The sequence below is a fragment of the Desulfofundulus sp. JL263-se genome, assembly GCF_056316025.1.
On the sequence record NZ_CM149993.1, the window covers coordinates 2,763,325 to 2,789,487 of the forward strand.

General features: G+C 48.4%; 28 protein-coding genes and 1 other RNA gene. 7 read left to right on the forward strand and 22 right to left on the reverse strand.

Annotated elements, in window-relative coordinates; genetic code table 11:
* Positions 1-120 precede the first annotated feature (120 nt).
* The 3 genes from ACX4JR_RS14350 to ACX4JR_RS14360 all read left to right on the forward strand — a co-directional run bounded on the left by ACX4JR_RS14350 (position 121) and on the right by ACX4JR_RS14360 (position 3,793).
* Entirely contained in the window at positions 121-507 is a 387-nt protein-coding gene (locus ACX4JR_RS14350) for a hypothetical protein (RefSeq protein WP_476058695.1), read from the forward strand.
* Positions 494-1,540: a phosphodiester glycosidase family protein gene (locus ACX4JR_RS14355; RefSeq protein WP_476058696.1), complete on the forward strand. Its 1,047-nt coding sequence runs from the start codon at positions 494-496 to the stop codon at positions 1,538-1,540. The genes ACX4JR_RS14350 and ACX4JR_RS14355 overlap by 14 nt, the downstream gene beginning before the upstream one ends.
* Positions 1,541-1,735: 195 nt before the next feature.
* Positions 1,736-3,793 (forward strand): putative glycoside hydrolase, encoded by a 2,058-nt coding sequence (locus tag ACX4JR_RS14360; protein ID WP_476058697.1) that lies wholly within the window; start codon positions 1,736-1,738, stop codon positions 3,791-3,793.
* A gap of 73 nt (positions 3,794-3,866) precedes the next feature.
* On the opposite strand, the gene ACX4JR_RS14365 is transcribed toward ACX4JR_RS14360, so the two are convergent.
* Both ACX4JR_RS14365 and ACX4JR_RS14370 read right to left on the reverse strand, forming a co-directional pair.
* Positions 3,867-4,343 (reverse strand): CBS domain-containing protein, encoded by a 477-nt coding sequence (locus ACX4JR_RS14365; protein WP_476058698.1) that lies wholly within the window; start codon positions 4,341-4,343, stop codon positions 3,867-3,869.
* A 199-nt stretch (positions 4,344-4,542) separates the two neighbouring features.
* Positions 4,543-4,797 carry an FmdB family zinc ribbon protein gene (locus ACX4JR_RS14370; RefSeq protein ID WP_476058699.1) on the reverse strand — a complete coding sequence of 85 codons (255 nt, stop codon included), beginning with the start codon at positions 4,795-4,797 and terminating at the stop codon, positions 4,543-4,545.
* Positions 4,798-5,072: 275 nt separating this feature from the next.
* On the opposite strand from ACX4JR_RS14370, the gene ACX4JR_RS14375 reads away from it, so the two are divergent.
* Entirely contained in the window at positions 5,073-5,384 is a 312-nt protein-coding gene (locus tag ACX4JR_RS14375; protein ID WP_476058700.1) for a DVU0772 family protein, read from the forward strand.
* Positions 5,385-5,574: 190 nt separating this feature from the next.
* Here ACX4JR_RS14375 and ACX4JR_RS14380 read toward each other — a convergent pair whose 3' ends face one another.
* From ACX4JR_RS14380 to ACX4JR_RS14410, 7 genes are all read right to left on the reverse strand, one after another.
* A complete protein-coding gene (locus ACX4JR_RS14380) occupies positions 5,575-5,838 on the reverse strand; it encodes a hypothetical protein (RefSeq protein ID WP_476058701.1) in 264 nt (87 codons plus the stop codon).
* 15 nt (positions 5,839-5,853) lie between these two features.
* Positions 5,854-6,024 carry a hypothetical protein gene (locus tag ACX4JR_RS14385; RefSeq protein ID WP_476058702.1) on the reverse strand — a complete coding sequence of 57 codons (171 nt, stop codon included), beginning with the start codon at positions 6,022-6,024 and terminating at the stop codon, positions 5,854-5,856.
* A 76-nt stretch (positions 6,025-6,100) separates the two neighbouring features.
* Complete coding sequence (locus ACX4JR_RS14390) at positions 6,101-7,456, reverse strand: sigma-54-dependent transcriptional regulator (protein WP_476058703.1); 1,356 nt, start codon at positions 7,454-7,456, stop codon at positions 6,101-6,103.
* Positions 7,457-7,458: 2 nt separating this feature from the next.
* Positions 7,459-9,258, reverse strand: a complete 1,800-nt coding sequence (gene atoS, locus ACX4JR_RS14395) for a two-component system sensor histidine kinase AtoS (RefSeq protein WP_476058704.1) — start codon at positions 9,256-9,258, stop codon at positions 7,459-7,461.
* Positions 9,259-9,312: 54 nt separating this feature from the next.
* Positions 9,313-9,945 (reverse strand): hypothetical protein, encoded by a 633-nt coding sequence (locus ACX4JR_RS14400; protein ID WP_476058705.1) that lies wholly within the window; start codon positions 9,943-9,945, stop codon positions 9,313-9,315.
* A 119-nt stretch (positions 9,946-10,064) separates the two neighbouring features.
* Entirely contained in the window at positions 10,065-11,162 is a 1,098-nt protein-coding gene (locus ACX4JR_RS14405; protein ID WP_476058706.1) for a sulfite exporter TauE/SafE family protein, read from the reverse strand.
* 4 nt (positions 11,163-11,166) lie between these two features.
* Complete coding sequence (locus ACX4JR_RS14410) at positions 11,167-11,436, reverse strand: hypothetical protein (RefSeq protein WP_476058707.1); 270 nt, start codon at positions 11,434-11,436, stop codon at positions 11,167-11,169.
* 473 nt (positions 11,437-11,909) lie between these two features.
* Here ACX4JR_RS14410 and ACX4JR_RS14415 point away from each other — a divergent pair, with 473 nt between their 5' ends.
* From ACX4JR_RS14415 to ACX4JR_RS14425, 3 genes are all read left to right on the forward strand, one after another.
* On the forward strand, positions 11,910-12,080 hold the full coding sequence (locus ACX4JR_RS14415) for a hypothetical protein (protein ID WP_476058708.1): 171 nt from the start codon (positions 11,910-11,912) through the stop codon (positions 12,078-12,080).
* A 252-nt stretch (positions 12,081-12,332) separates the two neighbouring features.
* Positions 12,333-12,821, forward strand: a complete 489-nt coding sequence (locus ACX4JR_RS14420) for a CBS domain-containing protein (protein WP_476058709.1) — start codon at positions 12,333-12,335, stop codon at positions 12,819-12,821.
* An 18-nt stretch (positions 12,822-12,839) separates the two neighbouring features.
* Positions 12,840-13,328, forward strand: coding sequence for a CBS domain-containing protein (locus ACX4JR_RS14425; RefSeq protein ID WP_476058710.1), 489 nt, complete (start codon positions 12,840-12,842; stop codon positions 13,326-13,328).
* Here ACX4JR_RS14425 and ACX4JR_RS14430 read toward each other — a convergent pair.
* From ACX4JR_RS14430 to eno, 13 genes are all read right to left on the reverse strand, one after another.
* A complete protein-coding gene (locus ACX4JR_RS14430) occupies positions 13,303-14,286 on the reverse strand; it encodes a ribonuclease H-like domain-containing protein (RefSeq protein WP_476058711.1) in 984 nt (327 codons plus the stop codon). The two genes, ACX4JR_RS14425 and ACX4JR_RS14430, sit on opposite strands and share 26 nt — an antisense overlap.
* Before the next feature lie 14 nt (positions 14,287-14,300).
* Positions 14,301-16,634, reverse strand: a complete 2,334-nt coding sequence (locus ACX4JR_RS14435; RefSeq protein WP_476058712.1) for a DEAD/DEAH box helicase — start codon at positions 16,632-16,634, stop codon at positions 14,301-14,303.
* A 200-nt stretch (positions 16,635-16,834) separates the two neighbouring features.
* Entirely contained in the window at positions 16,835-18,091 is a 1,257-nt protein-coding gene (ltrA, locus tag ACX4JR_RS14440) for a group II intron reverse transcriptase/maturase (RefSeq protein WP_476060484.1), read from the reverse strand.
* A gap of 262 nt (positions 18,092-18,353) precedes the next feature.
* Positions 18,354-18,653, reverse strand: coding sequence for a hypothetical protein (locus ACX4JR_RS14445; protein ID WP_476058436.1), 300 nt, complete (start codon positions 18,651-18,653; stop codon positions 18,354-18,356).
* Positions 18,654-18,701: 48 nt separating this feature from the next.
* Positions 18,702-18,965: a small, acid-soluble spore protein, alpha/beta type gene (locus tag ACX4JR_RS14450; protein WP_476058713.1), complete on the reverse strand. Its 264-nt coding sequence runs from the start codon at positions 18,963-18,965 to the stop codon at positions 18,702-18,704.
* A 183-nt stretch (positions 18,966-19,148) separates the two neighbouring features.
* A complete protein-coding gene (locus ACX4JR_RS14455; protein WP_476058714.1) occupies positions 19,149-19,490 on the reverse strand; it encodes a CGGC domain-containing protein in 342 nt (113 codons plus the stop codon).
* A 392-nt stretch (positions 19,491-19,882) separates the two neighbouring features.
* Positions 19,883-20,238, reverse strand: a transfer-messenger RNA (tmRNA) gene (gene ssrA / locus ACX4JR_RS14460).
* Between the two features lie 12 nt (positions 20,239-20,250).
* A complete protein-coding gene (smpB, locus tag ACX4JR_RS14465) occupies positions 20,251-20,700 on the reverse strand; it encodes an SsrA-binding protein SmpB (RefSeq protein WP_476058715.1) in 450 nt (149 codons plus the stop codon).
* 118 nt (positions 20,701-20,818) lie between these two features.
* Positions 20,819-21,370, reverse strand: coding sequence for an HDIG domain-containing metalloprotein (locus tag ACX4JR_RS14470; RefSeq protein ID WP_476058716.1), 552 nt, complete (start codon positions 21,368-21,370; stop codon positions 20,819-20,821).
* Positions 21,348-21,812 carry a PaaI family thioesterase gene (locus tag ACX4JR_RS14475; protein WP_476058717.1) on the reverse strand — a complete coding sequence of 155 codons (465 nt, stop codon included), beginning with the start codon at positions 21,810-21,812 and terminating at the stop codon, positions 21,348-21,350. Before ACX4JR_RS14475 ends, ACX4JR_RS14470 begins: the two co-directional genes overlap by 23 nt.
* 207 nt (positions 21,813-22,019) lie before the next feature.
* Complete coding sequence (locus ACX4JR_RS14480; protein ID WP_476058718.1) at positions 22,020-24,035, reverse strand: sodium-translocating pyrophosphatase; 2,016 nt, start codon at positions 24,033-24,035, stop codon at positions 22,020-22,022.
* 471 nt (positions 24,036-24,506) lie between these two features.
* Positions 24,507-24,737, reverse strand: a complete 231-nt coding sequence (gene secG / locus ACX4JR_RS14485) for a preprotein translocase subunit SecG (protein ID WP_476058719.1) — start codon at positions 24,735-24,737, stop codon at positions 24,507-24,509.
* 129 nt (positions 24,738-24,866) lie between these two features.
* On the reverse strand, positions 24,867-26,159 hold the full coding sequence (eno, locus tag ACX4JR_RS14490; RefSeq protein WP_476058720.1) for a phosphopyruvate hydratase: 1,293 nt from the start codon (positions 26,157-26,159) through the stop codon (positions 24,867-24,869).
* Positions 26,160-26,163: the final 4 nt, after the last annotated feature.

Below are 26,163 nucleotides of genomic sequence, written 5' to 3' on the forward strand. Positions count from 1 at the left end.
CTTCAACACAAAATTATTTTTTTCCTTTGTTAAACAAAAAATTACCCATTTAAGTAATATTATACTGGCGTTCCACAAAATCTTACATGTAAAATAACATGGAAAGGTGGTTTGATACAAATGACTTCTCCCATACCTGCAAGGGGAAAAAGAACAAGAAAAACGGGCCCGCACACCGGCCTGCCTGTAATTATCCTTACCCTTTTTATATGGGCGGCCCTGGTATGCGGCGGGTTTTTGCTGGCCAAAAATTACATCGACCGCTCCTTTAAAGAAATACAGGAAACAAACGCCATGAATGTAAGGGCACTGGAAGAGCGCTTAAATACCCTTCACAGGGATATACAGGAAATAAAATCGGCACTGGCCGAAACAGATAAAACGTTGTCCAGTGCCAATATAACCAGGCAGGAGCTCAATAAGAAAATTGAACAATTGGACAACCAGTTGAAAGAATTGCAAAAAAGCTTATATATATTGAGGGAGTCCGGCGATGTGGAAAATTAATATCTTTTTAACTTTACTCATTGCCCCTTTTTTGGGCCTGGCCCTTGCCTTATTCGGCCTTACAGCCAATGCAAATCCAATGTTGCTGCCTTTGAATGATTTACAGCCGGCAATACAGTCCGTGGAAAAAGAAATACAAGGTTTACAGCAAAACGTCGGTTTTATACACCAAACCATTGAAGAACAGAAACGGCAATACGAGGAACAAAAGCGCATACTCCAGGAACTGGCCCAAAAAAGCCGCGAGCAAAAGAAACTTTCCGATGAGATCTATGAAAAGCGCATACTGGCCAGGCTGGGCCCCCCCATCGAAACACACAGGTCGGACCGGGTGGAGATAAAAATATTTTCCCTCAAAGAATTGGATTACCGGGGCTACATTGCCAAGGTGAAAATATTCGACCCGGGTGCCGTTAAAGTGGTGCTGGCCAAGGACAAGCTGGGAGAAAGCGAAACCACCAGCCAGGCGGTGGCCCGTACCGGCGCCATATTGGGAATAAATGGCGGCGGCTTTTATCCCGTTTATCAAAGCGGTAGAAAATATATTCTGCCCATTGGCAATACCATGATCAAGGGGAAATTTATAAACGGCTTTTCCCCCTCCCACGACAACTTGTTTTTCTCCGGATTGACCAGGAAAGGGGAACTGGTGGGCGGAGTTTTCTACAAAAAAGAAAACCTTATGAAATTAAATCCCTGGCAGGGGGTAAGTTTCGTCCCGGTACTAATAAAAGACCGCAAGCCGGTGGACATACCCCGGAAGTGGCAGCATCAAAAACAGCCCCGCACCATACTGGGGGAATATGGTAACGGCGATTTGATTATGCTCGTGGTGGACGGGCGCCAGTCTGACTGGAGCAACGGCGTCACCCTGGAAAGGCTGCAAATCAAACTGATTGAGCTGGGAGTAGTAGAAGCCTATAACCTGGACGGCGGGGGTTCCAGCACTTTTGTTTATAAAGGCAAGGTTTTAAACCGGCCTTCCGACGGTAAAGAGCGGCCGGTGGCCACTAACATTGTAGTCATGCCATAAATTGGGTGGCTGGTGGTTAGTAATTGGTAATTGGTCAAATGGAACGCGGCTTTGGGGTTATCAAAAGAAAAAATCGGGTAATTTTGCTATTTTCAAAAATCTTTGTTTAAAAAACAGGAAAGAAACATTTCTGGAACGAATTATTTTTATCCAGCAGCCTGTATAGGTTTTAAACCCGGCGAGGAGGAACTATATATGACAAAAAGATACCTGGCTTACGGGATACTGGGCCTGGTGGTCCTGGCATTACTGGCAGTGGTTATTTACCGGGGAGCACCAGGCCTTTCCTTTGCCGTAGGAGAAAGTAAAAGGGCAGAACAAGGGGCCGCCGGTTCTGGGATGCCGGATAAGCAGGAACCGGGAATCAGCCAGGAAGAAAAGGCCCGGGAAGTGGGGGCAAACGAACTGGGACAGGTACCTGTCCTGGTATACCACCGCATAGGTTACCCGGAAGGACGCTGGACCAGAACCCCGGAAAATTTCCGTAAAGACCTGGAAGAACTTTATTCCCGTAATTATGTCCTGATATCCCTGACCGACTACTTGAAAGGTAATATAGATATACCTGCAGGAAAGTCGCCGGCAGTAATCACCTTTGATGACAGCACTCCCGGCCACTTCCGCCTGCTGGAAGAAAACGGAGAACTCAAGGTAGATCCTCAAAGTGCCGTGGGCATTTTAATAGATTTTGCCGAAAAACACCCTGAATTCGGTCACGCGGCCACTTTTTATGTAAATGCAACTCCCTTTGGAGGGGAAACAGGACAAGCCCAATATTGGAAGGAAAAGTTAAAAATGCTTAAAGAATGGGGATTCGAAATAGGCAATCATACCTACCACCACGCCAATTTAAAGAACTTGGACGCACAACAGATTCAGATAGAAATTGCAAATCTCCAAAAACATATTCAAGAGGTACTGCCCGGTTATAAGCCGGCAACATTCGCCATCGTGCAGGACGGCATACCAGACCCCTATGAATTGCTCATCAAGGGTAAAAGCGGGGAAACAAAATACCAACATCTAGGGGTGGTATGGTGGGCCTGGAGCGCCGCCCCTTCCCCTTTCCACCGGGATTTTGACCCCTACCGGATACAGCGGATCCAGGTATTCCAGGATCACGGCGAAAGCAGCTTGACTAACTGGCTGAACAGAATCGAACCCCAGCGCTATATAAGTGACGGCAACAAAGATGTAATTTCCATTCCCAAAGGCTGGGAGGAATCGTTACCCGATAATCATGAATTCCAGGTGGTTACCTATAAAAAAGAAGACCCCGGGCGCACACCGGCCAAGGAAAAACAGGCCGCCAACGCCAAAGGAATACACGTAACTTTTTCATACGCCTCCTCCCGGGAGCGCTGGCAAAAAATCCTTTCCCTGGTGGAAAACACGCAGCTCAATGCCATCCAGCTGGATGTTAAAGATGAATCGGGCCGCATAGGTTACACCTCCAATGTGAAACTGGCCCGGGAAATAGGGGCAGCCAAAGACATTTTGCCCATACGGGAAATGCTTGCGGAACTCCGGAACCGCGGCATTTATTCTGTAGCCCGCATCGTTGTCACCCGTGACCCGGTGTTGGCAAAAAAAAAGCCGGAATATATGGTTAAAATGCCAAACGGCAAGCCCCTGGGGGGCGGTATATGGGTAAATCCCCGCTCCCCCGACGTATGGAAGTATAACGTGGACCTGGCCAAAGAGGCGTACGAACTGGGCTTTGACGAAGTCCAGTTCGATTATATACGCTTCCCGGAGGGGAAAGCAGCCTGGAGCGCCGATTGCGGCTCGGAGGATAACCGCTCTCGGGTAGAAGTAATCAGAGACTTTTTCCGGTATGCCCGCCGGGAACTGGGTTGGAATAAAAGACTCTCCGCTGCTGTTTTCGGTTTCACAGGTTACGCCAAGGACGACTTGAAAATCGGCCAGAGGCCTGAAAGGCTGGGGTTCTACTTGGATTACATGTCGCCCATGGTTTATCCCTCCCACTACAGCCCGGGAAATTACGGGTACGCCAACCCCAATGCCAACCCTTACGGCATTGTGGACAAGTCCTTAAATGATTTTGACCGCCTCCTGGAAACCACGGGCTGCAGGCTTCGTCCCTGGCTCCAGGCCTTCACTCTCGGCCCTCCCCCTTACGGCAGAAAGGAAGTCCGGGCCCAAATAGAGGCCACTGAAAAACATGGCATAAATACCTGGCTCCTGTGGAACCCCGGAGTCAATTACAGGCAGGAACACATTGCACCGTAGTGCCGACCCGCCCTCAAACCACATAAGCTAAAAAGCCCTGTATTATAGTACAGGGCTTTTACGATCTTACTTATTATAACAACTCCCCGATAATATTAAACAAATCAATGGACCTTATGATACCCACCGCCTTGCCGTTTTCCATAACGGGAATGATGTTTATCTTCCCGTTCAGCATAACCCTGGCAGCTTCTTCCACGGAATCGTCCACATTAACACAGTTACTGAAAACAGGCCGCATAACCTCCCTCACGTTCAAAAGCATGGCATTGTCCTGAACAACATCCCTGACAAAAAGACGGGTTAAAGAAGCACCAATCCTGGATTTTACATTTATTGCATTCAATATGGTTCTTATGGTAAGAATACCCACAAGGTCGTTATCGTCATTTAATACCAAAAGTGAACGCTGGCCGGTAATAGTACCCTTTTTATCCGTTTGAAATGAATCCTTCAAGGTTTTGATTGCTTCCGCCAGGGTAGCAGTAACGTGTACGGCAGGATATTCACTTATTGGCACCATAATATCGCGGGCTAATTTTTTCTTCACTCTACCAGCCCCCTTAAATTTGTCACTGCTGGATTATTTATTTTAATTTTAAACTGTAGAAAGATTTTTAAACAATATTGGCCGGCTAAAATACTGAATTAGGTCCCTTACAGGGGCTTTAATCCTGTCGAATGATTCACAAGCAGAGAACCGCCCTGGAAATAATAAAACCGGCATAATAGCCGGTTTAAAAATTCCTTTATTTTTCATCGGCTTTCCCGCAGCATGAACCGGGAGTGCAGTCACCGGCACCGGGACTATTACCGCAGCATGACGCCGGTTCCTCATTGGCCGGCTTACCTACGGAACTGGGTAAAAAGGGAACGGAAATAAGCTTCTCTAAATCTGTCCCGCCACATTCGGGACATTCGGTGCTGTTTCCAGTACGGCCCGGCAGTTGAAGTGTTTCAAAAGTTTTTTGGCAATTCCTGCATCTATACTCGAAAATTGGCATGTCTCGCACCTCCCGAAATTATGTTCAAATTACCGGAGAGTTCATTTTCTACATTTGTGGCAAAAATCCTGCTTATGTTTTGGGGGAATTTTTCCACGGAAACACTATCTTTAAATAAGTAAAACTTAACTTGGAAAATTTCCCCCAAAAATTTTGAGGGAAATAAGTAAAACATAACTTAGAAAAATTCCCTCAAAAAAGGAAGGAAAAAATAATGGACGTGTTATAAAATTATAGTATAATCCAGTCCCAATCCTAAAAAAGGAGTGACTTTAATGGAGCTAAAAGAACGGCAAATAAACGTAAAGGAGATCAAGGATCAGATACTCTGGGACTTCGACCTGAAAAATGAATTTAAAAATCGCCCGAAGGGATTTGCTTTTGTTATCGACGTTTACGATAAAACACCCCGACTGGCCTTGTACAAGGTAAGTGCATTCATAAGCCAGACCAAGCCCGTGGATAAGCAACCTCCCCGGGAAATGATGGTACGGGCCGTGGAAGAGCAGGGAGGCAGCTTGGAAGACTGTGACCTCTTCAACATAAATGAAGAAATAAAAAATTGGGTAAAGGAAAATCTATTGTAGAAGCCGGACAAGTATCAGTTTTTTATAAGTAACTTTGTTGGTCGAATTTATATTAAGCGGGATTAACGGGATTTACGAGGTTACCAAGCAATTAGAGTGTTAGAAGATAAACCCAAAAGATTTTATTTAATCTTTGCCCATCCTGTTAATCCCGTCAAATTTTTTATTTTATAACCCTTCAAAGCAAATCTCAGCTGCCTATAAGAATGTTATAAACCTTTTTCCCCTCTTGCCGGGACAAGCCGGACAGAGTCAAGCCGGATACCGGCCTCAGGCCGGCCACGGCAAAGTAAGCCTCCCAGTCCTTGTGATAAATGAAGGGCTTATCTCCCCCCACCATAACGTTCCCCCACCGGGCGCCGAAAAATTTTTCGAATTCCTGAGCTAGAATTTCCATATTATCCACCTCGGGAACATCCAGCCAAATTTGCCCCAGACTGCCCACGGCAACCACTTTCCTGTCGCACTCTCACCCCGGCTCATAAAAATAAACCGGTATTTCTGTATCTTCTTTATTCCGAGCATCCCTGACTTTACCAAGTGCCCGCCTGTCTAAAGTGGCAAAAACCACCACGGAATGGCTGCGGGCTATCCTCAAGGCGGCGGATAGCTGCTCGCACTTCATTGCGGCTAAAATCATAAATACCCTTCCCCCCTTAAAAAACGGGTCGGTGATACCCGCGGAGTCGTACGAGCACGGCAACGGCACCGGCAGTCTAATCCATGATCCCCAATTCCTTTAACTTCGCATAAAAAGAACTCCTGTTCATTTTCAAGGCCTGGGCGGCGGCAGAGCGATTCCAATTATGTTCTTCCAATACTTTTAATATGACCTCCCGCTCGACTTCAGCAACTATTTCTTTTAGGGATGCTCCCGGTCTGAAATTGAAGCTGCCTTTCCGGCTATACAAATTCTCGGGCAGGTCATCCACTGTTAATACAGGCCCCCCGGCCATTAAAATGGCCCTTTCACATATATTTTTTAATTCCCGTATATTCCCGGGCCAGTCATATCGCTTCAGCACCTCAAGGGCTTCTGGGGAAAGTCCCGTTACAGGTTTACCGTATTTTTTACTGCACTGGCGACAAATGTGCTCCACCAGCTGTGGAATATCTTCTTTCCTTTCCCTCAACGGCGGTACTTTTATTTCAATAACATTAAGCCGGTAAAAAAGATCCTCCCTGAATTCACCCCGTTCTATTGACTCTTCCAGGTTTTTGTTGGTGGCTGCAATTACCCGCACATCCACCTTGATGAGCTCGGTTCCCCCCACCCTTTCAAATTCCATTTCCTGTAAAACGCGCAATAATTTGGCCTGGGTGGAAGGTGCCATTTCTCCTATCTCATCCAAAAATATGGTTCCTTTATGAGCCAGTTCGAATTTACCGGGCTTCCTTGCCGTGGCGCCCGTAAAAGCACCTTTTTCATAGCCAAAAAGCTCGCTTTCCAGCAGGTTTTCGGGAATAGAGGCACAATTTATTTTTATAAAGGGATAATCCTTTCGATAGCTGTTATAATGAATAGCCCGGGCCACTAGCTCTTTGCCGGTGCCGCTCTCTCCCCTGATTAATACTGTGGCGGTACTGTCCGCCACTCTCCCGATGGTTTTATACACCTCCTGCATAACAGGTGACATGCCAATCATATTATTGGGATCAATTTCATAATCATCCAGCGATTCTTCCTCGGCCTCCAGGTACATCTCACTGGCATCAGCGGCCTTTTCCACCAAAGCCAGAAGCTTATCCAACTTCAAAGGTTTTGTAATAAAATCAAATGCCCCCAATTTCATAGCCTTTATAGTATTTGAGGTACTGCCATAGGCGGTGATTAAAATAACCGGAAGTCTTATCCCTTTATTATTAATAACGTTCAGAACCTCTATGCCGTCCATACCGGGCATGCGAAGGTCCAGTAATACCACATCCGGCTTTATTGCATCTATCTTCTTCAATCCTTCTTTCCCGGTGGAAGCCAGTTCAACCCGATAGCCGTTATCCTCAAGAATATCTTTTAAAGCCTCCTGTACGCTTACCTCATCATCCACCACCAGCACTGTTTTGGCGGACATAATTAATCCACCTCCCCGGCCTTTACATACAGGGAAATGGTTGTACCTTTCCCTACTTCACTTTCCACTTCAATGTGCCCGCCGTGAGCCTGAATAATCTCGTGGGCAATGGCCAGACCGAGTCCCGTACCCTGGGGACGGGCCGAATAAAAGGGATCAAATAAATGGACCAGGTGTTCCTGGGCAATCCCGCATCCCGTATCTGTTATATCTATGCGAATAAAACCGTTTGACCGGGAAGTTTTTATTTTTATCGTACCGCCCTGGGGCATTGCCTGCAGGGCATTAAACAAAACGTTGGAAAGAACCCGCTGTATCTGTTCCCGGTCAATCCAGGCACGGGGCAATGAATGATCAAAGGTTTTTACCACGTTAAATTTGCCCTGGTGAATTTCCGTAAAAAACCCCAGCACCTCGTTAATCACCAGATTAATATCATGGTAAGCAAATTTTGCTTCCGCCGGCTTGGAAAAATATAATAACTGGTTGACCAGTTCGTCCAGCCGGGCTATTTCCCGGCTTATGGTAGCCAGTGCCCTGGCGGAAGGTTTCTTGTCATTCTGCCAGTGTTGGATATAACAGCTTATTGAAGTTAAAGGATTACGTATTTCATGGGCCACACCGGCCACCAGCTTACCCAGGGCGGCCAGCCTTTCCTGGCGGTGCACCTGCTCTTCCAGCTTCTTACGCTCGGTAATGTCGCGACAGCAGAGAACAGCCCCTATAATCCCGTGCTCAGTTTTTAAAATATCAGTACTTATAATTAACTCAAGAATTCCTTTAGGCGACGCCCAACTAACATTTAAGTCGGTATGCCTGGCCCCGTCCCGCAAGGTCTCCTTCAAAAGGGTTGCAAAGGGTGAATTATGAGGTAATATTTCAGTGTACAGCCTATCTTTGTACTCCCCGGGCAGTCCCAATAATTTTTGGGCCGCGCGGTTGGCTATAACAACGCGCCCGTTAACGTCCACCACCAGCAGTGCATCTTCAATAGTGGCGAGCATCGTATCATTATAAACATTCAGCTCTAAAATCTTTTTGGCCAGGTCATTTACCGCATTTACAATAACGCCCAACTCTCCGGGAGCAGGAGGCAAAGTAAGCCTTAAGTCGCGCTTCAGCTGTTCTACCCCTTCTTTAACATTATTCACGTGATTGACAAATTGCCTGAACATGAGCAGGGAGCCGCCCAGTCCCAGCATAACGGTCATAACAATTATAGAATAAACAGTGTTTTCCACCTTTTTCCGCTTACCGTAGTAACCGGTTTCCGCGAGGTTTTCGGCAACACGGATCACACCTTCCAACTTGCCGTTGGGAGAAAAGGGCTTATATATTTCATACCAGGCCTTTTCCTCTCCTCCCATGTTGTTAATTAAGGATTGGCCCGATGAAAGAACCTGGTTAAAGTTCTCTTTCCTCCTGCGAGAATAGTTTTCCGAAAAACGCCCCGACCCGTCAAAAAATACATCCAGCCTTTTATAATAAATACCGATGTGCAGTTCCGGGTAATCTTTATTTAAATTTTGTATAATTTTTGCGACGCGCCGGTGTATAACTTCCATTTGTTCATATTTACTCTTTTGCAATACCCCTTTCCGGGCCAGGTAGTCGTCCAGGCTTCCCCCCAGCTGCTGCTCAAACAGGTAAGCGGCATGGTTTAGTTTTGCCTTTTGCTGTTCCAGCAAGGAAAGTTCACTGTTTCTTATAATTTGCAACATGTACCCCGTCAGGAGTACGGGCAAAATCAGTAATATTACCGTAAATAAAAATAACCTGTTGCCGAAACTGGACTTGAACATGCTGCTGCCCCCAATACGGATTGTTGATTTTTTACTTATATTTATCCGTGCACATCAGGTATTCCTACTCAGCCCCAACTTTTCAAGGCTGGGAACTGTAGCCAAAATAAAGTCCGCCAGGGCCCGGGACACACCTTGAACATCATAGGTCTCAACCATGCTGTAAGGCAAAAACCTTTTCAGCCTGTACCTTCCCGTAGATTCTGTCTGGGGAAGTTCCCGGAATAAATCGTCCCCCAGTTTCCTTTCGATTTCCTCTTTCATCTTTAATAAAGGAAGGAATACTGTCTTTTTGTTTCCATCCATCACTAACTCGATTACCAACAAAATCTGTCCTTTATTTAAACCTTTCCTGGGCTTGACCTTACCTATCCGGTAAAACACGGAAGAATTTTCAAAAACCCTGATACAGCGCTTGGATTCTTTAAAAACCGGCAGCGGGTAGGAAATTTTAATATTATGGGCCTCTAAGAGTTTGCCTGTAACATTAATTACTTCATCCAAAAATTCACCCAAAGGAACGGTACCGGCACTTTTTTTGGTTTTCGCCCTTAATTCCAGCCAGCGCTCGAAACTTTCCAGTACTTTTCTCCTGATTCCTTTCGGCCTCCCGGCCGAGCGCGGGGTTTTTTCAAGGAACTCTTGCTTAAGGCGAGAAAACTTAACAAGAAATTCCTTCTCTGTCATTTCTACCGCCCCTTAATCTGGTTTTAAGCTCCGCAATTTTTTGTTATAAGACATTATAGAATATGGTATGCCGCGGCAAAGCCGCGGCATACGATGTTCGTTACTTACGCCAAAAATCCTTAGTGAGAGGACATGGCCTCCGCCTGGCTTTCCTGGGCCGGCATACCTTTACCTGCCCGGCGCAGGGCCCGGTACATCCAGGTGAAAATAATCAAGACACCGATAATTCCACTGCCAAAGAGAAAAATATTGCTTAACAGGCTTAAAATACTAACAGTACCCTCTCCAATGGCCACATAGCCCAGCTTTGAAAGATAGCTTGGAATCATTACCGCCCGGCTGAAGGCAACCATGGCAATAATGCACGTCATAACAAGTTTGATTTGGTAACCCCTGACAATACGCGTTCCTATGGCACCAATCTGGATACCGATTAATGAACCCAAGTAAAGTAAAAGAGTGATTCTTACATCCGTAAACCCGTTAATGGCATATAAATAAGCACCCTGGGCCCCGGAGAAGATGGCCAGGAACAACTCGGTGCCGGCGGCCACGTAAGTAGAGCATCCCAACAGGTAAATCATGGCCGGGACCCCGATAAACCCCCCTACTCCTATTGTACCCGCCAGATAACCTGTTGCCAAGCCCACAAATAAGGCAATCCAGAGGGATACCTTTGTTTTGGCCACAGGGAAATGTACTATGGGGGGCAAGTTAAGGTTTCTGATCTTTTCGGCAATTCCTCCTCCTGACCCGTCATCCACAATTCCCTTTTTGTACCGTATTATATCCCTGGCCATAAAAAGGGTTAAGAAAGTTAACACAACCACAAAGAATGCACTGATATAGAGGTTAGAGCCGGCCTCACCCAATTTCTTGACCACGCCGGTGTTAACCATAACCGCCAGCTTTACCCCGGCAAACAAGGCTAAAAACATTATCAGGCCCATCCTCATATCGACGTTGCCAAACTCCCTGTGCTTCTTCGCCCCCTGGATGGCCTTACCGAATTTATGCGTGATGTTGGCGGCCACGGCCATAATGCCGGGAATCCCCAGGCTCATCATGGCCGGGGTCATAATGAAAGCTCCACCGCTTCCTAAAAAACCGCTGAGCGTACCTCCCAGGAGCCCTATTCCTGCTATTTCCAAGGCCATTTTGGGCGTCAACGCGATAGCCTTAACGACCTCCGCCCCTACCGGAATTTCACCGCCCATCAAATCACTCCTCCCTGGTTAGCTGAGATTCCAGCCTTTTCTCCAATGTGTGCTTGAAAAATTTATTGGCCGCTGTCCCGTAAAGCCCGGAAGCAAGCAATACAATGGCTATTACTAGTGCCGGTGCTTGAAATTGCCTGCTAAATATTACGTCAAGGATAAATTTAGAATGGGTAAATACCATAAAGTACAAAGCAACTGCAAGAACTCCGTATATTAATGATTTGACAAGCCCTGCTTTTTGGGATTCAGGCGTTTTATTTGATTGCGCCAAGTCTCATCCCCCCCTTTTATCTCAAATTAAAGCAGTTAGTACTATTTAGTGCTAAACAACACATCCCTCCCCGCATTAATACCTGTTGAAAGCTGCTACTTTTATAATGAGCAATGGGCGTGCCAGTTTTCACAAAAGAAAAAAGCCCGGTAAACGGGCATTTTTTTAAATTCGCCCCCCTATCGTTGTTGAAAATCTGGTCAATTAAGTGACCAGATTTTCAACACCCCACAAACAGCCTGTCAAATATGGCTGGTGTATAAGTAAAGCCTGAAACATTATTTCTTTATTTAAAGGCACCGCATACTCGTCCGGTTGTTTGAATTTTCACCACTTTTGCCGGTGCAAATGAAAAAAAAATATTACCATTATAGCCCCTTCTCACTTCTTACCGCCTGGCATTTATTTTGCACTGTTATTTTTTTAAACTTTTTCTGAGGGGGGATCCCTGGAAGAAAGGAGATGTTTTCGGGGTGAAAGGAAGAGAAAAAAACTGGATGGAAAGAAATCTCCAGGAACCTTTTTTTCAGGCGGAGCTGGCGAAGTGCGAGTTTATAAAAGGAAGCGTTAAAGGACCGGTTGTCGGCATTTTAGCAGTTCTTACCCTTCTCTTGAACTGGATTATAAATAATATAGGGAACTAAAAAAATCCGGTTTCTTTTTAAAAAGAAACCGGAATTTTTTGCTTTAAAATTAACACGATTTTTATGTTGTTGGAGGGAAATTTATTTTTCAATTGAATACCATATTCCAAAATACAAGGCAGGTGTTTTAAACCACCCTCTATATTTACCACCACCGTTTCGAATTTTTTAAAAATCCCAAAGCTCTAACCTGCAGGGCTAACCTCTAACTTCTAACCTCCAACACCCGTTTTTTAGGGGCAGGTGATACTTTTGTACCTTGCAAAAACCGTCCGCGACATAATGGTTCCGGTGAGTGACTATCCTCAAATCCGGCAAGAAGCCCGGATAGCTGAAGCAGTAGAAATCCTGAAAAATTTCTTCCATGAAAAAGACGGAACCTGGTACGGCTTTCAATCACTCCTGGTACTTGATAAAAAGAATATACCCGTTGGTATTTTAACCCTCAAGGGATTACTTAATGCCTTTAAAATCCAGGATATTACGGAACACCTGTTAAAGGGCGACCCCACGGGCCTGTTTTTTTTACCTTCACTATCCGGCCGATTTTATATCAGGGTAAAAGATTTAATGCGACCCTTAAGGCTTGTCACCGTGCAAGAAAATAATTACATATTTGAGGCCATTAAATTAATGGTAAAGCATAAGATAAATTCATTACCGGTAATGAGGGATAAAGAACTGGTAGGGATAGTCCGTACCATAGATGTTTTCTGGTTTATCGGCGAACTTTTGGACTGACGGGGGGGATAAATTTATATGCCAGTATACAAAAAAGTTAAAGAAATTATGGTACCCATCGAGGATTACTCAACCATTTCCGAAAATGCCACCATTTATGATGCCATAAAGATTTTGCAGCAGTCCTTTCACCGTGACGGAAAGGCCTGGTATGGGCACCGGAGCGTTATTGTACTGGGGGAAGACGGAAGCCTTACCGGAATATTAACTCTCAGGGGGCTGCTTAAAGCAGTGGGGCTCCGGGAACTGGATGAAGATATAAATATTAAAACGGAGTCCTGGGGCTGGTATTTTACCCGCAAATTGCGCAAGGAGTCAAAGTTAAAGGTAAAAGATGTCATGCGCCCCCTGGCCCTGGCCACTGTAAATACCGATGCAGATATAGCCAGCGCCGCCATAACCCTTCTGCGGCACCAGGTAAATTCCCTGCCCGTGCTGAAAGACGGCAAACCTGTGGGCATTTTACGCACCCTGGATATTTTCAGAGTAATCGGCCAGTACTTTTAGCCGGGGCTGCCTGGGCCCGGGCCAGTGCGGCCCCGGCTGTCCACCGGGGATCAACCAGGTGAAACAGCCGGGTCATGGCCAGGAGATCCAGCTTGTTGTGTTCCAGTACGGGACGGATCAGGTTAAAATCCCCGGTCTGCACGAAACGATGGTATGTTTCAGGTATTAGGTACCCGGGAATATCCCCTTCCCTGCGAAAGTCAAGAAGGTGTTCTTCCAGTGTTACCAGCCGGCAATCAGGTAACAGGTACTTTAAATGCTTCCGCGCGTGGTAGAGAAGGTCCACATGGTAATGTTGGTATGTATAATAAAGGCGGTTTGCCACAGCACGCCCGGTTATGTAAGGCAGGTCAAATCGCTTGCCGTTATATGTAACAACAACTTTAAACCTTTTCAGCACCCGGTTCACGGCCTCCAGGACAGCCCTTTCTTCCCGGTAATGTCGGGCAAAATATTGTTCCACCACCAGGCTGCCCGGCCGGCAATATAACATTCCCACCAGAAAAAGGGGCTGGCTGGCCCAGAGCCCGGTGGATTCTATATCGAGGAAAACAACATCCTCGGGCTTGAAAAGGGAAAGCAATTCCCAGTCTTCAGCCCCCAGTTCCCGGAGTTCCCGGGCCCGAGCCCCTCTTATAAGGCCCAATATCCGCCTGGCGTGTTCCCCCCAGCGGGGGTGCTTAACTAATTGCTCAATGGAGCAATATCCTTGTTCCTTTAATCTCTCTTCGTTTACGGGACCAACTCCCCGGAGCAGTTTTAAATTGGCCTTAAGGATCCCGGCTTTACTTTCAGGAAAAGGAAAGCCGCCGGGGCATACTTCCTCCAGTAATACACATTCTCCCATGGGCGAGCAGATTTTCCTGCCGCCGGGGACGGTCCCCGGGGATTTGGGTTCCGGTTTATTGGCAGGCTGTTTCCGGCCTTTTATTTTATTCAGCCGGTCAAAAAGGCTCATCTTTTCACCTTACTTTACCGCAAATTCTTTGCAAACCTCTTTAAGCGCTCCCGGACCTTTGCATCCATTACCCCGCTCTTTTCCACACCGTCCCGCGGCCGATACTCCCGGCCCAGGAGCAGGTGCAAGAGCATAACGGCCCCCTCTTTGTCCAAAGGGCGGTTAAAATTGGAACACTTGGGTGAATGGATGCACGCCGGGCAGCCGTCGGTGCATGCACAGGACTGAACGGTTTCCAGGGTAACTTCAAAAAGTTCCTGCGCCTCATCAAAGGCCCTTTCCCCGAAACCCACCCCGCCGGGGCAGGTATCGTGAATGAATATGGTAGGGCCATGGGTTTGGGGATGTTCCACAATGGAGAGGCCGCCCAGGTCGCTGCGGTCGCACATGGCAAACAGGGGCAACAAGCCTATAGCCGCGTGTTCTGTGGCGTGCAGCCCTCCCATGAGGTGCAGGCTGTATTTTTGGGCCATTCCGGCCGCTTCCCCGCTGAAAACAACCCACATTCCCGTAGTTTCCAAAACCTGTTCCGGCAGGTCCAGTTTTCCGCCGCCAATAACCCGCCCGGTATGTTCCTCTTTTTTCACATACCCGGTTACCCTGGTTCTGACCCGCAGCTGCCCGGTATAAAGACTGTGGCCGTTTAATTCCTTTTCCCGGTCCACTGACAGAATCTCCGTAGACTTTTCCCTGCCGCACATGGTGTAATAACCAACGTCCTGCTGCTCCATAAAAGCCGTACTCTTCTCAAGGTCCAAATTTTTTACCACGAAGGTTTCCCCCTGGTGCATATAGACCGCCCCCGGGTACGCCTGGGACGTGGCTGAATACCCGTCCAGCACTTCTATCAGGCGGCTGCCCTTTCCTGCATCCCGCAGCTGCACCGGCTCCGATGAGCCGGATCTCAAGTTGACTCTTTCCGCCGGGTAAGTTTGCCCGTTATAGTAATAACTTCCACCGGAATAAATAATATCCCCGTCTTCCTCCAGGAGTACCAGGAGGTCCTGGAAAATTTCATCCCAAAGGAAGTAGTCTTCAGGAGTTACCGGGAGTTCGTGGGCCGCGCATAAAACATGCCCCAGCAGGAGGTAAGGATTTGCAGGGTCAATGAGGGCCCTTTCGCTGGGACTGGAAAAGAGAGCCCGGGTATTGCGGATAAAATGCTGATCCAGGGGGTTTTCCACCCCGATGAAAATGGTAAGGGATTCCTTATTTTTTCTACCTACCCTGCCGGCCTGCTGCCAGGTGGAAGCTATGGTGCCGGGAAAACCGGCAATGATACAAACTTCCAGGTCTCCCACATCTATACCCAGCTCCAGGGCATTGGTGGAAACCACCCCTTTAAGTCTTCCGCTGAAGAGGCCTTCTTCAATAGCCCTCCGCTCTGATGCCAGGTAACCGCCCCGGTAGGCGGTCACCTCCCCTGGTTCTCTCATATTTCGCCTGGTAAAGCGCAGAATGCGCTCCGTGGTTTGCCTGGCCCTGGCAAAAACTATGGTCCGAAAGTCGCTTTCCAGGCAGAGGGACAGCAACCAGGCCACCTCTTGAATATAAGGCGTATGGGTGGGCGGCTTCCAAAGAACGAAGCGCATGGCCCCCCGGGGGGCCCCGTTGTCATCCACCAATTCCACAGGCAGGCCAGCCAGCCGGGAAGCATGTTCTACAGGGTTGGCAATGGTGGCCGAACAAAAGATGAACACCGGATCGGAACCGTAATAGCGGCAGAGCCGCCGCAGGCGGCGAAGGACATGGGCCACATGGGTTCCGAATACCCCCCGGTAATTATGTAATTCGTCTATTACTACAAATTTGAGGTTGGAAAAGAAACGGTACCACTGGAGATGATTGGGCAAAATTCCCCTGTGTAACATATCCGGATTGGTAATAATAATATTAGCCTCATCCCGCAAGAATCTCTTTTCTCCCTCGGGGGTATCCCCGTCGTAAACGCCCAATTGTACAGGTGCTTTAAATTCCGCCAGGCCGGCCAGCTGGTCCCGGCCCAGGGCCTTGGTGGGGAATAAATACAGGGCACAACCGGCTGGCTGGTTAATAAGATAATCCAATACCGGTAAGTTATAACACATGCTTTTTCCCGATGCCGTCGGGGTTACCACCACGACGTTTCTGCCCGAGCGCACCCTTTCTACGGCCTCTGCCTGGTGGGTATAAAGCCGGCCTATACCCTGCCGGGAAAGGAACTCTTCCAAAAAGGGGTGCAGGGGCCGGCTCAAGTCCCCATAATGCGGGGCCCGGGCGGGAAGGTTCTCAATATGCACTATCTGCCCCCTGTACGAAGGATGAACCTTTATTTTTTGCAGTAAGCTCTCCATACCGCCCGCCTTCACTTTATCCCTCCCACAGGCACCTAAAAAGATTTATGTCACTTATTTTATATTCTGATAAGTTTTTCCCGGGCTTACTGAACCAATGATACTCTTAATACCGGATTAAATCAACACCCGAAGAAAGGCCGGAATCGAGTAGGAGGGGGTGATTAACCCCCGTCCTCTCACACCACCCAGCATGCGGGTCCGCACTGGGCGGTTCACCAAGCGCTACGAATAAAATGATAACGCTCGGTTAAACTCATGAGGCCCTGGGCCTGCCAGTAGGCAGTGTTCAGGGCATTGTTTAATGGGCCGCCGGTTATGCGCCAGTATCCCTTACGGGTGTTCGCCAGCTGGTGTGCGACCCATTCCGGGAGACCGAGGGCCCGCAATTCCCGGTAACGGGTGCGAACCCGTTTCCATTGTTTCCACAGGCACATGCGCAGGCGCCTTCGTAACCAGCCTTCAATATCCATTAATCTGTTGGACATGTCGGCCAGTGCAAAATATCCTACCCAACCCATCAGGTACTGGTTAATCCGCTGGATGCGTTCTTCCATGCTTATGCTTTTGCTTCGAGAAGTTAGTTCCCGGATTTTGTCCTTCAGCCGCTTGATGGTTTGAGGGGCCAGGCGGATGCGCACTTGCCCCTTGATTTTGTACATGCTAAAACCAAGGAATTTGCGCTTCCATGGACGGTCTACCGCGCTCTTGGTCTCGTTTACTTTGAGTTTTAACCGTTTCTGCAGGTAGGCGGTTATGCTGGCCTTGACCCTTTCTCCGGCCCGGCGGCTGCGAACATAGATGTTGCAGTCGTCAGCATACCTGACAAAGCGGTGTCCCCGCTTCTCCAGCTCTTTGTCCAGGTCATCAAGTATGATGTTGGCCAGTAGCGGGCTTAGAGGCCCACCTTGTGGTGTGCCCTCGTCCGTTACCAGGACCAAACCATTTACCATGACCCCGGATTGCAGGTATAGCCGGATTAGTTTGAGTATGCGCTTATCTTTGACTTTGCGCGCTACCCTGGCCATGAGGATATCGTGGTTCACCTGGTCGAAGAATTTCTCCAGGTCGATGTCCACTACCCATTCATAACCTTCTTGCACATATTGCCGCGCTTTGCGCACGGCATCATGCGCGCGACGCCCGGGCCTGAATCCATAGCTGTTGGGTGAAAATCCAGGGTCGAATATGGGCGTCAGTACCTGCAGAAGTGCCTGCTGGATTAAGCGGTCTATCAAGGTTGGGATTCCCAGAAGTCGCACTCCGCCGCCCGGTTTCGGGATTTCGACCCGGCGCACGGGTTGCGGCCTGTAGGTCCCGGCGAGCAGTTCTTTACGTATGCGCTCCCAGTTCTCTCGCAGATAGGCACGGAAGGATTCAACCGTCACTCCATCTACCCCGGGGGCTCCTTTGTTTTGCTCTACCCTCTTTAGTGCCGCCAGCATGTTGCTTCGCGCAAGCATGGCTTCCAGCAGGTTGTTATCATTTCCTTCGCGGGATGCATCCTCGGGTCGTGCCGGAGACACACTCGGCCCTCCCGCGGTCCCCCGCGGCTTCACCGCTTCCTCCCGCGGGCAGGCTCCGTTTGGAGTTTTCTGCTGTCTTCGCATGTCTCGCGAACTTGCCAAGTTCATCCCTCCACCTGGTGTTCGGTCCTTCCCTGCTTTGACGTCTGAAGCAGGTACTATGACCTCTGCTGACTTCTGCCGGTTCAGCCGGGCCTCTCGACCCGGGTTACCCAGCACTCAAGTTCTGAGTGCTGGGCATATCCGGCAGACCTCCCCGGGTAAGAGCGATAACTTTCCTCCCACACCCGCCGCGTTTACCGCCATACCCCTTGGCAGCATTGGGCTTTGCCTTGTCTTGCAGGCTCGCCCGAATATGACGGCCTCGCCCGCGGTTCGTGGTCCTCGGGTCGGGATTTTGCCTCGGGCTTCCTTCGGATTCCACGTCGCCGTGGACACCCTTGCCGTTGGCTAGCGGTTGGTGCTGCCAACCCCCGCAGGGGACTTTCACCCCCAAGTTATCGCCCATGCCGGGCGCACAAAAACCAGGGCGCAGGTAATTTTCCCCTGCGCCTGTTTACTCTTTTTTACCTTCCAGCTGTTTTTTATAATTCCAAGCCAGAACGGCCTCGGCGAAGGCCACCATTTTATGGGTCATATTTCCCCCTACCTTACCGTTCAAGCGGCTTGGCAATTCTCCTTTATCTATCTTGTCATAATCGGGCATACCCAATTCCGCCGCCATTTCATTTTTAAACTGTTCAAGGGCCGGCTTCACGTAAGGCTGGAGGTCCTTGGGCATTATTCCGTGAGCCACGGCTTTGACTAAGTCTTTTCTCATTTTTGCACCTCCAGACTGGAAATAAATTGAGGTAAAACCATTAATATTCCCACTAGTATTAATATTATGCCCCGCCGGCAGGCAAAAAATTTTATAATGTTTGTGGTAATTACCAAAAATAAAGGAAACAAAAAATAAAAAACCCCTTTAAGAAGGGGCTTAAAATATTAATACTTTCCATTTTTAACCATAATTATGAGTACCTTTAACTACCTTAACACCAAATTTTTCTTCGATCTTTTTGGCCAGTTCATCTAAGTCCATATAAGGACACCCCGGCCAGGCATTGACCATGCAGCTGGAAAAATGAACAGCATCGAAATCAACGTTCTTTTTAACACAACCGATATTGGGAATGAGCGGCCGGCCCGGACATTCACACTCCAAGAATCCTACTACCTTTACCGAATCATAGTTACTAAAATTACCTTCCCGCTCGGCAGCGGCTTTCATACACTTCCACTCGCCCGGACACCCGTAACCCTGGGCTGTATAAGAGCCACAGCTGACGATAAGTATGTTCATCAATCGTCCCTCCCTATAAGTTTAACCGACGCCAACCATCTCCTGAAAACAACAGGCGACTGGTCAGTCAGTTTCTATACATACGTTCAACAGATATACAGCTTTTTCCTGCTTTTAGGCGCGTTAAATTTTTTACGATATTTCAGTATTAACATAATTCTCCACTAAAGCGCTCGTCAGCAATATATCTTTCCCGGTTGTTTATGTTTTTTCCCATCCACCCGGTGCGGCAGCTATTGCGGTGATTTTAATTAAAAGCCGATCTGGCCCTTACAGGAACTTCCCCTTGGCACCAATGCTTTTAAAAATAAGAAAAACCCCCCAAGCCACAACGGCACTTACGGGGGTTCTCATTTTTTCGAGTTATCTTCCACGGTATCTGTAGTTTCTCCTGGTGGAGGCGGGGGGAGTCGAACCCACCGTCCGAAAGAAGCGCCACAGGAGCCTCTCCGAGCGCAGGTTGTGTTTTGTTTTTTCGCTCCCTTGACGCCCACAACCAGGCTTCGCGGGAGCTATCCCGTTGAACGTCCCCCAGGGCTTACGGGAGTCGGCCCTGGGGCAAGCCCGCTAATTTTGACACCCTGGCTCCGCCCCGCGGGCCCAGGCGGGCAGGATGGGCTGCGTTTAATTAAGCAGCCAGAGCGTACTCTTCGTTGGCACTTATAGCCGATCCACCGTTTTACGGGCTGGTGGAACCCCGGCTCGCTACTCCTGCCACTACTTCCTCCGTCGAAACCTCATCGCCCCCATAATTATTTAATTAACGGTGTTTCATGACTCGCTCCATTTCTCGCCTGGCCTCCCGGGCTTTAATGGCTTCCCGCTTATCGTATACCTTTTTGCCCCGGGCAAGGGCCAGTTCCACTTTTGCCCAACCACCGCGGAAATACACCTTTAGCGGTATCAGGGTAAGCCCTTTTTCTTGGGTTTTGCCCAAAAGCCGCATTATCTCCCGCTTATGCATCAATAGCTTCCGCGGGCGCTTGGGCTCGTGATTAAAACGATTTCCCTGTTCATAAGGACTTATGTGCATATTATACAATATAAGTTCAGAATTTTCAATGCGGGCAAAACTATCCTGGAGGTTAGCCTTACCTGCCCGCAAGGACTTTACTTCTGTTCCTTTAAGAACCAGCCCGGTCTCGTAAGTTTCCAAAATTTGATAATCATGTCGGGCTTTTCTGTTAACGGTTACTATTTTATCAGCCAATACAATCACCCCGCAAGGAAAGAGCCCTTGTACGGGCAGAAGGCATAAACCCGGCGCCGTGCAATCTCAATACCACTGGGCCTTACATTATACCATATGAACTTCGCTTGTCAAGACGTTATAATCCCATTTCACCGGATATCTCCTGCATGGCTTCCAGGCCAAGACCCATAAATTCTTCCAGGGAAAGTCCCAGTTCAGAACAGCTTTTTATTTGCTCGCGATTTGCACCCCTGGCAAAGGCTTTTTCGTTAAAGCGCTTTATTAAAAATGGTACGTCCACCGCTGCCAATTTCTTTTCCGGCCTGATTAACGCTGCGGCTACAACCAAACCGGTAAGGGGATCGGTGGCATAAAGGGCCTTATCCAATTTACTTTTCCGGGGTAGCCCGTGAATTTCATTATGAACCTTTACAGCATAAACAACTTCCTCCGGCAAGCCTTGCTCTGCCAGGATCTCGGCGCCCATTAAACTGTGTTTTTCCGGATCGTCCTTAGTCTTATCATAGTCAATGTCATGCAGCAGTCCCGCTAAGCCCCACAATTCTTCATCTTCGTTAAAATACCGGGCCAAACGCCGCATAACGGCTTCCACCGCCAGGGAGTGCTTGATAAGGTTCTTAGTCTTCAAGTGCTGTTTCAACAAGTCATACGCCTGTTCTCTGTTCACAAACGGTTCCCCTTTCCTTACTATATTTATCTAAACTTTCAACCTTTACCCTGAGAAATTTTGCCCTGGAACAAGCGGCCACCGTGCCGTCGGCAAGTATTAACTTGGCCTCCATCTCAAAAAAACGCCCCTTCCGCTCCGATATGCACCTGGATTCCACCCTTAATTCCCGGTCAACAGGTACCGCCAAGCTGAAACGCGTGGTCATTTCGGCTGTCATACAGGGAATACCGCGTAACCAGAGCCACTGGGCCATGGTTTCATCCAAAAGGGTGGATATCAATCCACCGTGCATACACCCGTTATATCCCTGGTGCTCCTTACGGGGCCTGAAGGTGGTATAAACCTTATCTCCCTCCAACTTAAACTCCAACTTTAATCCTATGGGATTATTGGGGCTGCAAGCAAAACACATGTGGCCTACATTTCCAATTGTTTGCAATTAAACCACTCCCAATTACCCCTTATTTTAGCAAACTGCATAATAAAGGACAAGGATGGAAAACACAACCTCCCGAGAAAAGCCGGTAATATACAAGCAACCCTTTATTACCGGTATTACCTTTATTGGCCAATTCCAAACATTATTATAAAGAAAAACGCCGGGCAAAGCCGGCGTTTTCCAGGTAATACCTCAGCTTTAAATTTATTATAATGCTACGATTAGCGGCACTATGAGTAGGGCCACAACGTTTACAACTTTGATAACCGGGTTAATGGCCGGGCCCGCAGTGTCCTTCAGCGGGTCACCAACGGTATCTCCGGTAACCGCGGCCGCATGGGCTTCACTGCCCTTTCCACCGTACATACCTTCCTCAATGTACTTCTTGGCGTTATCCCAGGCTCCGCCGCCGTTGTTCTGGAAGCAGGCCATAAAGATACCTACTACAATAACTCCAATTAACATACCTCCCAGGGCCAACGGGCCAAGCAGGAAACCAACCAACAGAGTAGTTACCACGGGAAGCAGGCCGGGAACAACCATTTCTTTCAAGGCCCGCCTGGTAACAATGTCAACACAGCGGCCGTATTCGGGCCTGCTGGTACCTTCCATAATGCCTGGGATCTCCCTAAACTGCCGCCGCACTTCTTCCACTACGGCATAGGCTGCACGGCCCACAGCACCGTTGGCAAGGGCGGAGAATAAGAAAACTACGCAGCCGCCGATAAAGAGGCCGGCCAGTACTTTAGGATTACTCAGCTCAAAGACTAGTTCCGCACCCCGTTCCGCCAGGGAAGAAGTGAAGTCTGAAAAGAGCACAATGGCCGCCAGGGCCGCCGAGCCGATGGCATAACCCTTGGTAACAGCTTTAGTGGTATTTCCGACAGCATCCAGAGCGTCGGTAATTTCGCGAACATTGCCTGGCAGCTCGGACATCTCGGCAATACCGCCGGCATTATCCGTTACCGGGCCATAGGAGTCAAGGGCAACAATCATACCTGTCATGGACAGCATAGCCATGGAGGCAATGCCGATGGCATACAAACCTCCCAGGCCACCGTCCCCGGCGCTTCCGATATAATAAGCACCTAGAGTACCGGCCACGATGGTCAAAGTAGGAGGTACGCTGGATTCCATACCTACCGATAAGCCGGTGATTATATTTGTGGCGTGTCCGGACTGTGAGGCGTAAGAAATTGACCTAACCGGACGGAACCTGGTGGAGGTATAATAGTCCGTAATATACATGATTACAACAGTGATGGCTACACCGATAAGAGCAGCATAGAAGTACGTAAGACTACCCAGCATGGTAGTTGTCGCCCAGTAAAAACCAATCAGGGCCAAAATTGCCGATGTCCAAACCCCTTTATACAGGGCACTCATGATCGCCTGGCCACCGCCCAGGCGTACGAAAAAGACACCAATGATAGAAGCGATAATAGCAATTCCACCTAACATAACCGGATAAAGAACGTATTCCTGCGAATGGAAAATCAAGTAACCCAGCAGCATCGCGCCGATGGCCGTAACCGCATAGGTCTCAAACAGGTCGGCGGCCATACCCGCGCAGTCACCCACATTGTCCCCCACGTTGTCAGCAATGGTAGCCGGGTTGCGGGGGTCGTCTTCCGGTATCCCGGCCTCCACTTTACCAACCAGGTCTGCGCCAACGTCGGCGCTCTTGGTATAAATACCGCCGCCTATCCGGGCAAATAGTGCAATCAAGCTGCCGCCAAAACCAAGGCCCACAAGTGCGTGAGGGTCCTGGAAAGCGAGATACATGCCGCTAACACCCAGGAGGGCAAGGCTCACGCACATCATACCTGTAACGGAACCGGCCTTAAACGCCACGCTGAGACCGTTATTCAGTCCTTCTTTGGCCGCCTCAGCCACACGGGCATTGGCCCGGGTTGAAACACCCATGCCCACATAACCGCAGAGACCGGAGAAAAACGCACCGATAACAAATCCGAGGGCTGTCTTCCAGCTAATGGCCAGGGCTATAGCAATAGCTACAATTATACCTACTATTGCAATAGTGGTGTACTGGCGGCTCAGATAAGCCATAGCACCTTCCTGCACCGCCCGAGAAATTTCCTGCATTTTTTGGGTTCCTGCGGGCTTTTTCATAACCCAGCTAATCAAAAAGGCCGCAAAAAGGATACCCAAGACGGCACAGCTAATGCCCACCCATACAACCCAACCAAAATCAGTCGTCAAAAAACTTCACCTCCAAAAAATTTAAATAATCCCGCAGAAACAAGGAAATCAGGCGTTAATTAGAATAATTAGTTAAAGTTAGTGAATAAAAAAACAATGAGAGCCAATCTGACCCCTTGCTTCCGCAACACCCGCTACATCATTCCCCAAGCATGGTTTGTCTCTCAAATAACAAAAATGACACCCCGTGCTGCGGCATGCGCGGGTAAATTAAAATAAACCACCTCCCTTCTAAACTGCGATAGTCCACTTACATGCAAATTACAAAAATTAACTTAGAGAAATTAATCACTAGGCTGATACAAAAAAACCCCTCAAGAAACAGCCCTTGTCATTTGATTCCTATAACAACTTATGCCTTTTAAAGGAATTTTATAACATATATCCCTTGAAAGCAAGTACCTTTAAAATCTTTTATTTTATTTATTATTCTCACTTATTATTACAGGGCATTAAAGCAGGTTTCTAAATTTACTTATAAAAAAGTACATCTAAAACCAGTGACATAATGCCAAAAGCCAGTGCCATTACTATGGTAACTTTCCCTAAAAATTCATCAAGCCCCTTTTTCTTGCCAAATAAGGTTTCAGCCCCCCCGGCAATTGAACCGGACAGGCCGGCACTTTTCCCGGACTGTAATAAAATAACGGCGATCAAAGCTAATGAAATTAAAACATGTAAGCCGGTAAGTACTGCCTTCAATTGCTTCCCCTCCCTCAACAATATTCCTGCGGCGGGCAATTTACACCCGCCGCCTTTTATTCACTTCTTCCGCATCATTTTATAACACATGCTGTGCCACAGGCAAGATTTAATGCCTAAAGTTTACACTTAAAGACTTGGTAAGTTGTAAAAAACATTTTTTCCTTTATAAAGGGCTAAGTCCCCTAAATCTTCTTCAATGCGCAGTAATTGGTTATACTTGACCACCCTGTCGGTGCGGGAGGGGGCACCGGTTTTGATTTGTCCCGCATTGACACCCACCACCAGGTCCGCGATGGTGGCATCTTCGGTTTCCCCCGAACGGTGGGAAACTATGGCCGTATACCCGGCCTGCTTGGCCATTTCAATGGCCTCAAGGGTTTCGGTAATGGTACCGATCTGGTTGAGCTTTATTAAAATAGAGTTCGCCACTCCCATTTCGATACCCTGCCTCAGGCGCCTGGTATTGGTGACAAACAGGTCATCTCCAACTATCTGTACCCGTCCACCCAGCTTCTTGGTTAGCTTCTTCCATCCTTCCCAGTCATCTTCCGCCAGCCCGTCTTCAATGGAAATAACGGGATACCTGGCAATCAGGTCGGCGTAAAACTCGATCATGCCGTCGGAATCCAGGGTTTTTCCTTCGCCCTCCAGAACATATTTGCCGTCTTTGTATAATTCCGTTGCGGCTGCATCCAGGGCCAGCACCACATCTTCACCAGGGCGGTAGCCCATGATCTCCACCGCTTCCACAATGGCATCCAGGGCTTCTTCGTTGGAACCGAGATTGGGAGCAAATCCTCCCTCATCGCCAACGGCGGTATTCAGGCCCTTCTTTTTTAAAACCCTTTTTAAGGCGTGAAAAATTTCCGCCCCCATGCGCAGCGCCTGGGCAAAACTTTCGGCTCCCACGGGCATAATCATGAATTCCTGGATGTCCACGTTATTGTCGGCATGCTTACCGCCGTTTAAAATATTCATCATGGGTACCGGCATCAGCCTGCCGTTCACTCCCCCCAAATACTGATACAGGGGAAGGCCCAGGCTGGCAGCGGCAGCTTTGGCCACGGCCATGGATACGCCCAGTATTGCATTGGCTCCGTATTTGCTCTTATTGGGGGTATCATCCAGCTTTATCAAAGTCATGTCCACGCCTACCTGGTCCGTGGCATGAAATCCCGTAATTTCAGGTCCCAAAACGTTATTGACATTCTCAACTGCCCGGATAACCCCTTTGCCGTGGAAACGTTTCGGGTCATTATCCCGGAGTTCCACCGCCTCGTAAGCTCCCGTGGATGCCCCCGAAGGAACGGCGGCCCGGCCCAGCGTGCCGTCCTCCAGCAATACATCCACTTCCACTGTGGGGTTTCCCCGGGAGTCCAGTATTTCCCTGGCAAAGACATCTACTATGGTTGCTGACATGGTT

Excerpts from the sequence above, each read along its gene's own strand:
- ACX4JR_RS14360 (WP_476058697.1), top strand. The coding sequence starts at position 1,736 with ATGACAAAAAGATACCTGGCTTACGGGATACTGGGCCTGGTGGTCCTG.
- ACX4JR_RS14425 (WP_476058710.1), top strand. The coding sequence starts at position 12,840 with ATGCCAGTATACAAAAAAGTTAAAGAAATTATGGTACCCATCGAGGAT.
- ACX4JR_RS14375 (WP_476058700.1), top strand. The coding sequence starts at position 5,073 with ATGGAGCTAAAAGAACGGCAAATAAACGTAAAGGAGATCAAGGATCAG.
- ACX4JR_RS14450 (WP_476058713.1), bottom strand. The coding sequence starts at position 18,965 with ATGAGAAAAGACTTAGTCAAAGCCGTGGCTCACGGAATAATGCCCAAG.
- ACX4JR_RS14355 (WP_476058696.1), top strand. The coding sequence starts at position 494 with ATGTGGAAAATTAATATCTTTTTAACTTTACTCATTGCCCCTTTTTTG.
- ACX4JR_RS14445 (WP_476058436.1), bottom strand. The coding sequence starts at position 18,653 with ATGGGCGATAACTTGGGGGTGAAAGTCCCCTGCGGGGGTTGGCAGCAC.
- eno (WP_476058720.1), bottom strand. The coding sequence starts at position 26,159 with ATGTCAGCAACCATAGTAGATGTCTTTGCCAGGGAAATACTGGACTCC.
- ACX4JR_RS14455 (WP_476058714.1), bottom strand. The coding sequence starts at position 19,490 with ATGAACATACTTATCGTCAGCTGTGGCTCTTATACAGCCCAGGGTTAC.
- ACX4JR_RS14400 (WP_476058705.1), bottom strand. The coding sequence starts at position 9,945 with ATGACAGAGAAGGAATTTCTTGTTAAGTTTTCTCGCCTTAAGCAAGAG.
- ACX4JR_RS14385 (WP_476058702.1), bottom strand. The coding sequence starts at position 6,024 with ATGATTTTAGCCGCAATGAAGTGCGAGCAGCTATCCGCCGCCTTGAGG.
- atoS (WP_476058704.1), bottom strand. The coding sequence starts at position 9,258 with ATGTTCAAGTCCAGTTTCGGCAACAGGTTATTTTTATTTACGGTAATA.
- ACX4JR_RS14390 (WP_476058703.1), bottom strand. The coding sequence starts at position 7,456 with ATGTCCGCCAAAACAGTGCTGGTGGTGGATGATGAGGTAAGCGTACAG.
- ACX4JR_RS14405 (WP_476058706.1), bottom strand. The coding sequence starts at position 11,162 with ATGGGCGGTGAAATTCCGGTAGGGGCGGAGGTCGTTAAGGCTATCGCG.
- ACX4JR_RS14370 (WP_476058699.1), bottom strand. The coding sequence starts at position 4,797 with ATGCCAATTTTCGAGTATAGATGCAGGAATTGCCAAAAAACTTTTGAA.
- ACX4JR_RS14350 (WP_476058695.1), top strand. The coding sequence starts at position 121 with ATGACTTCTCCCATACCTGCAAGGGGAAAAAGAACAAGAAAAACGGGC.
- ACX4JR_RS14430 (WP_476058711.1), bottom strand. The coding sequence starts at position 14,286 with ATGAGCCTTTTTGACCGGCTGAATAAAATAAAAGGCCGGAAACAGCCT.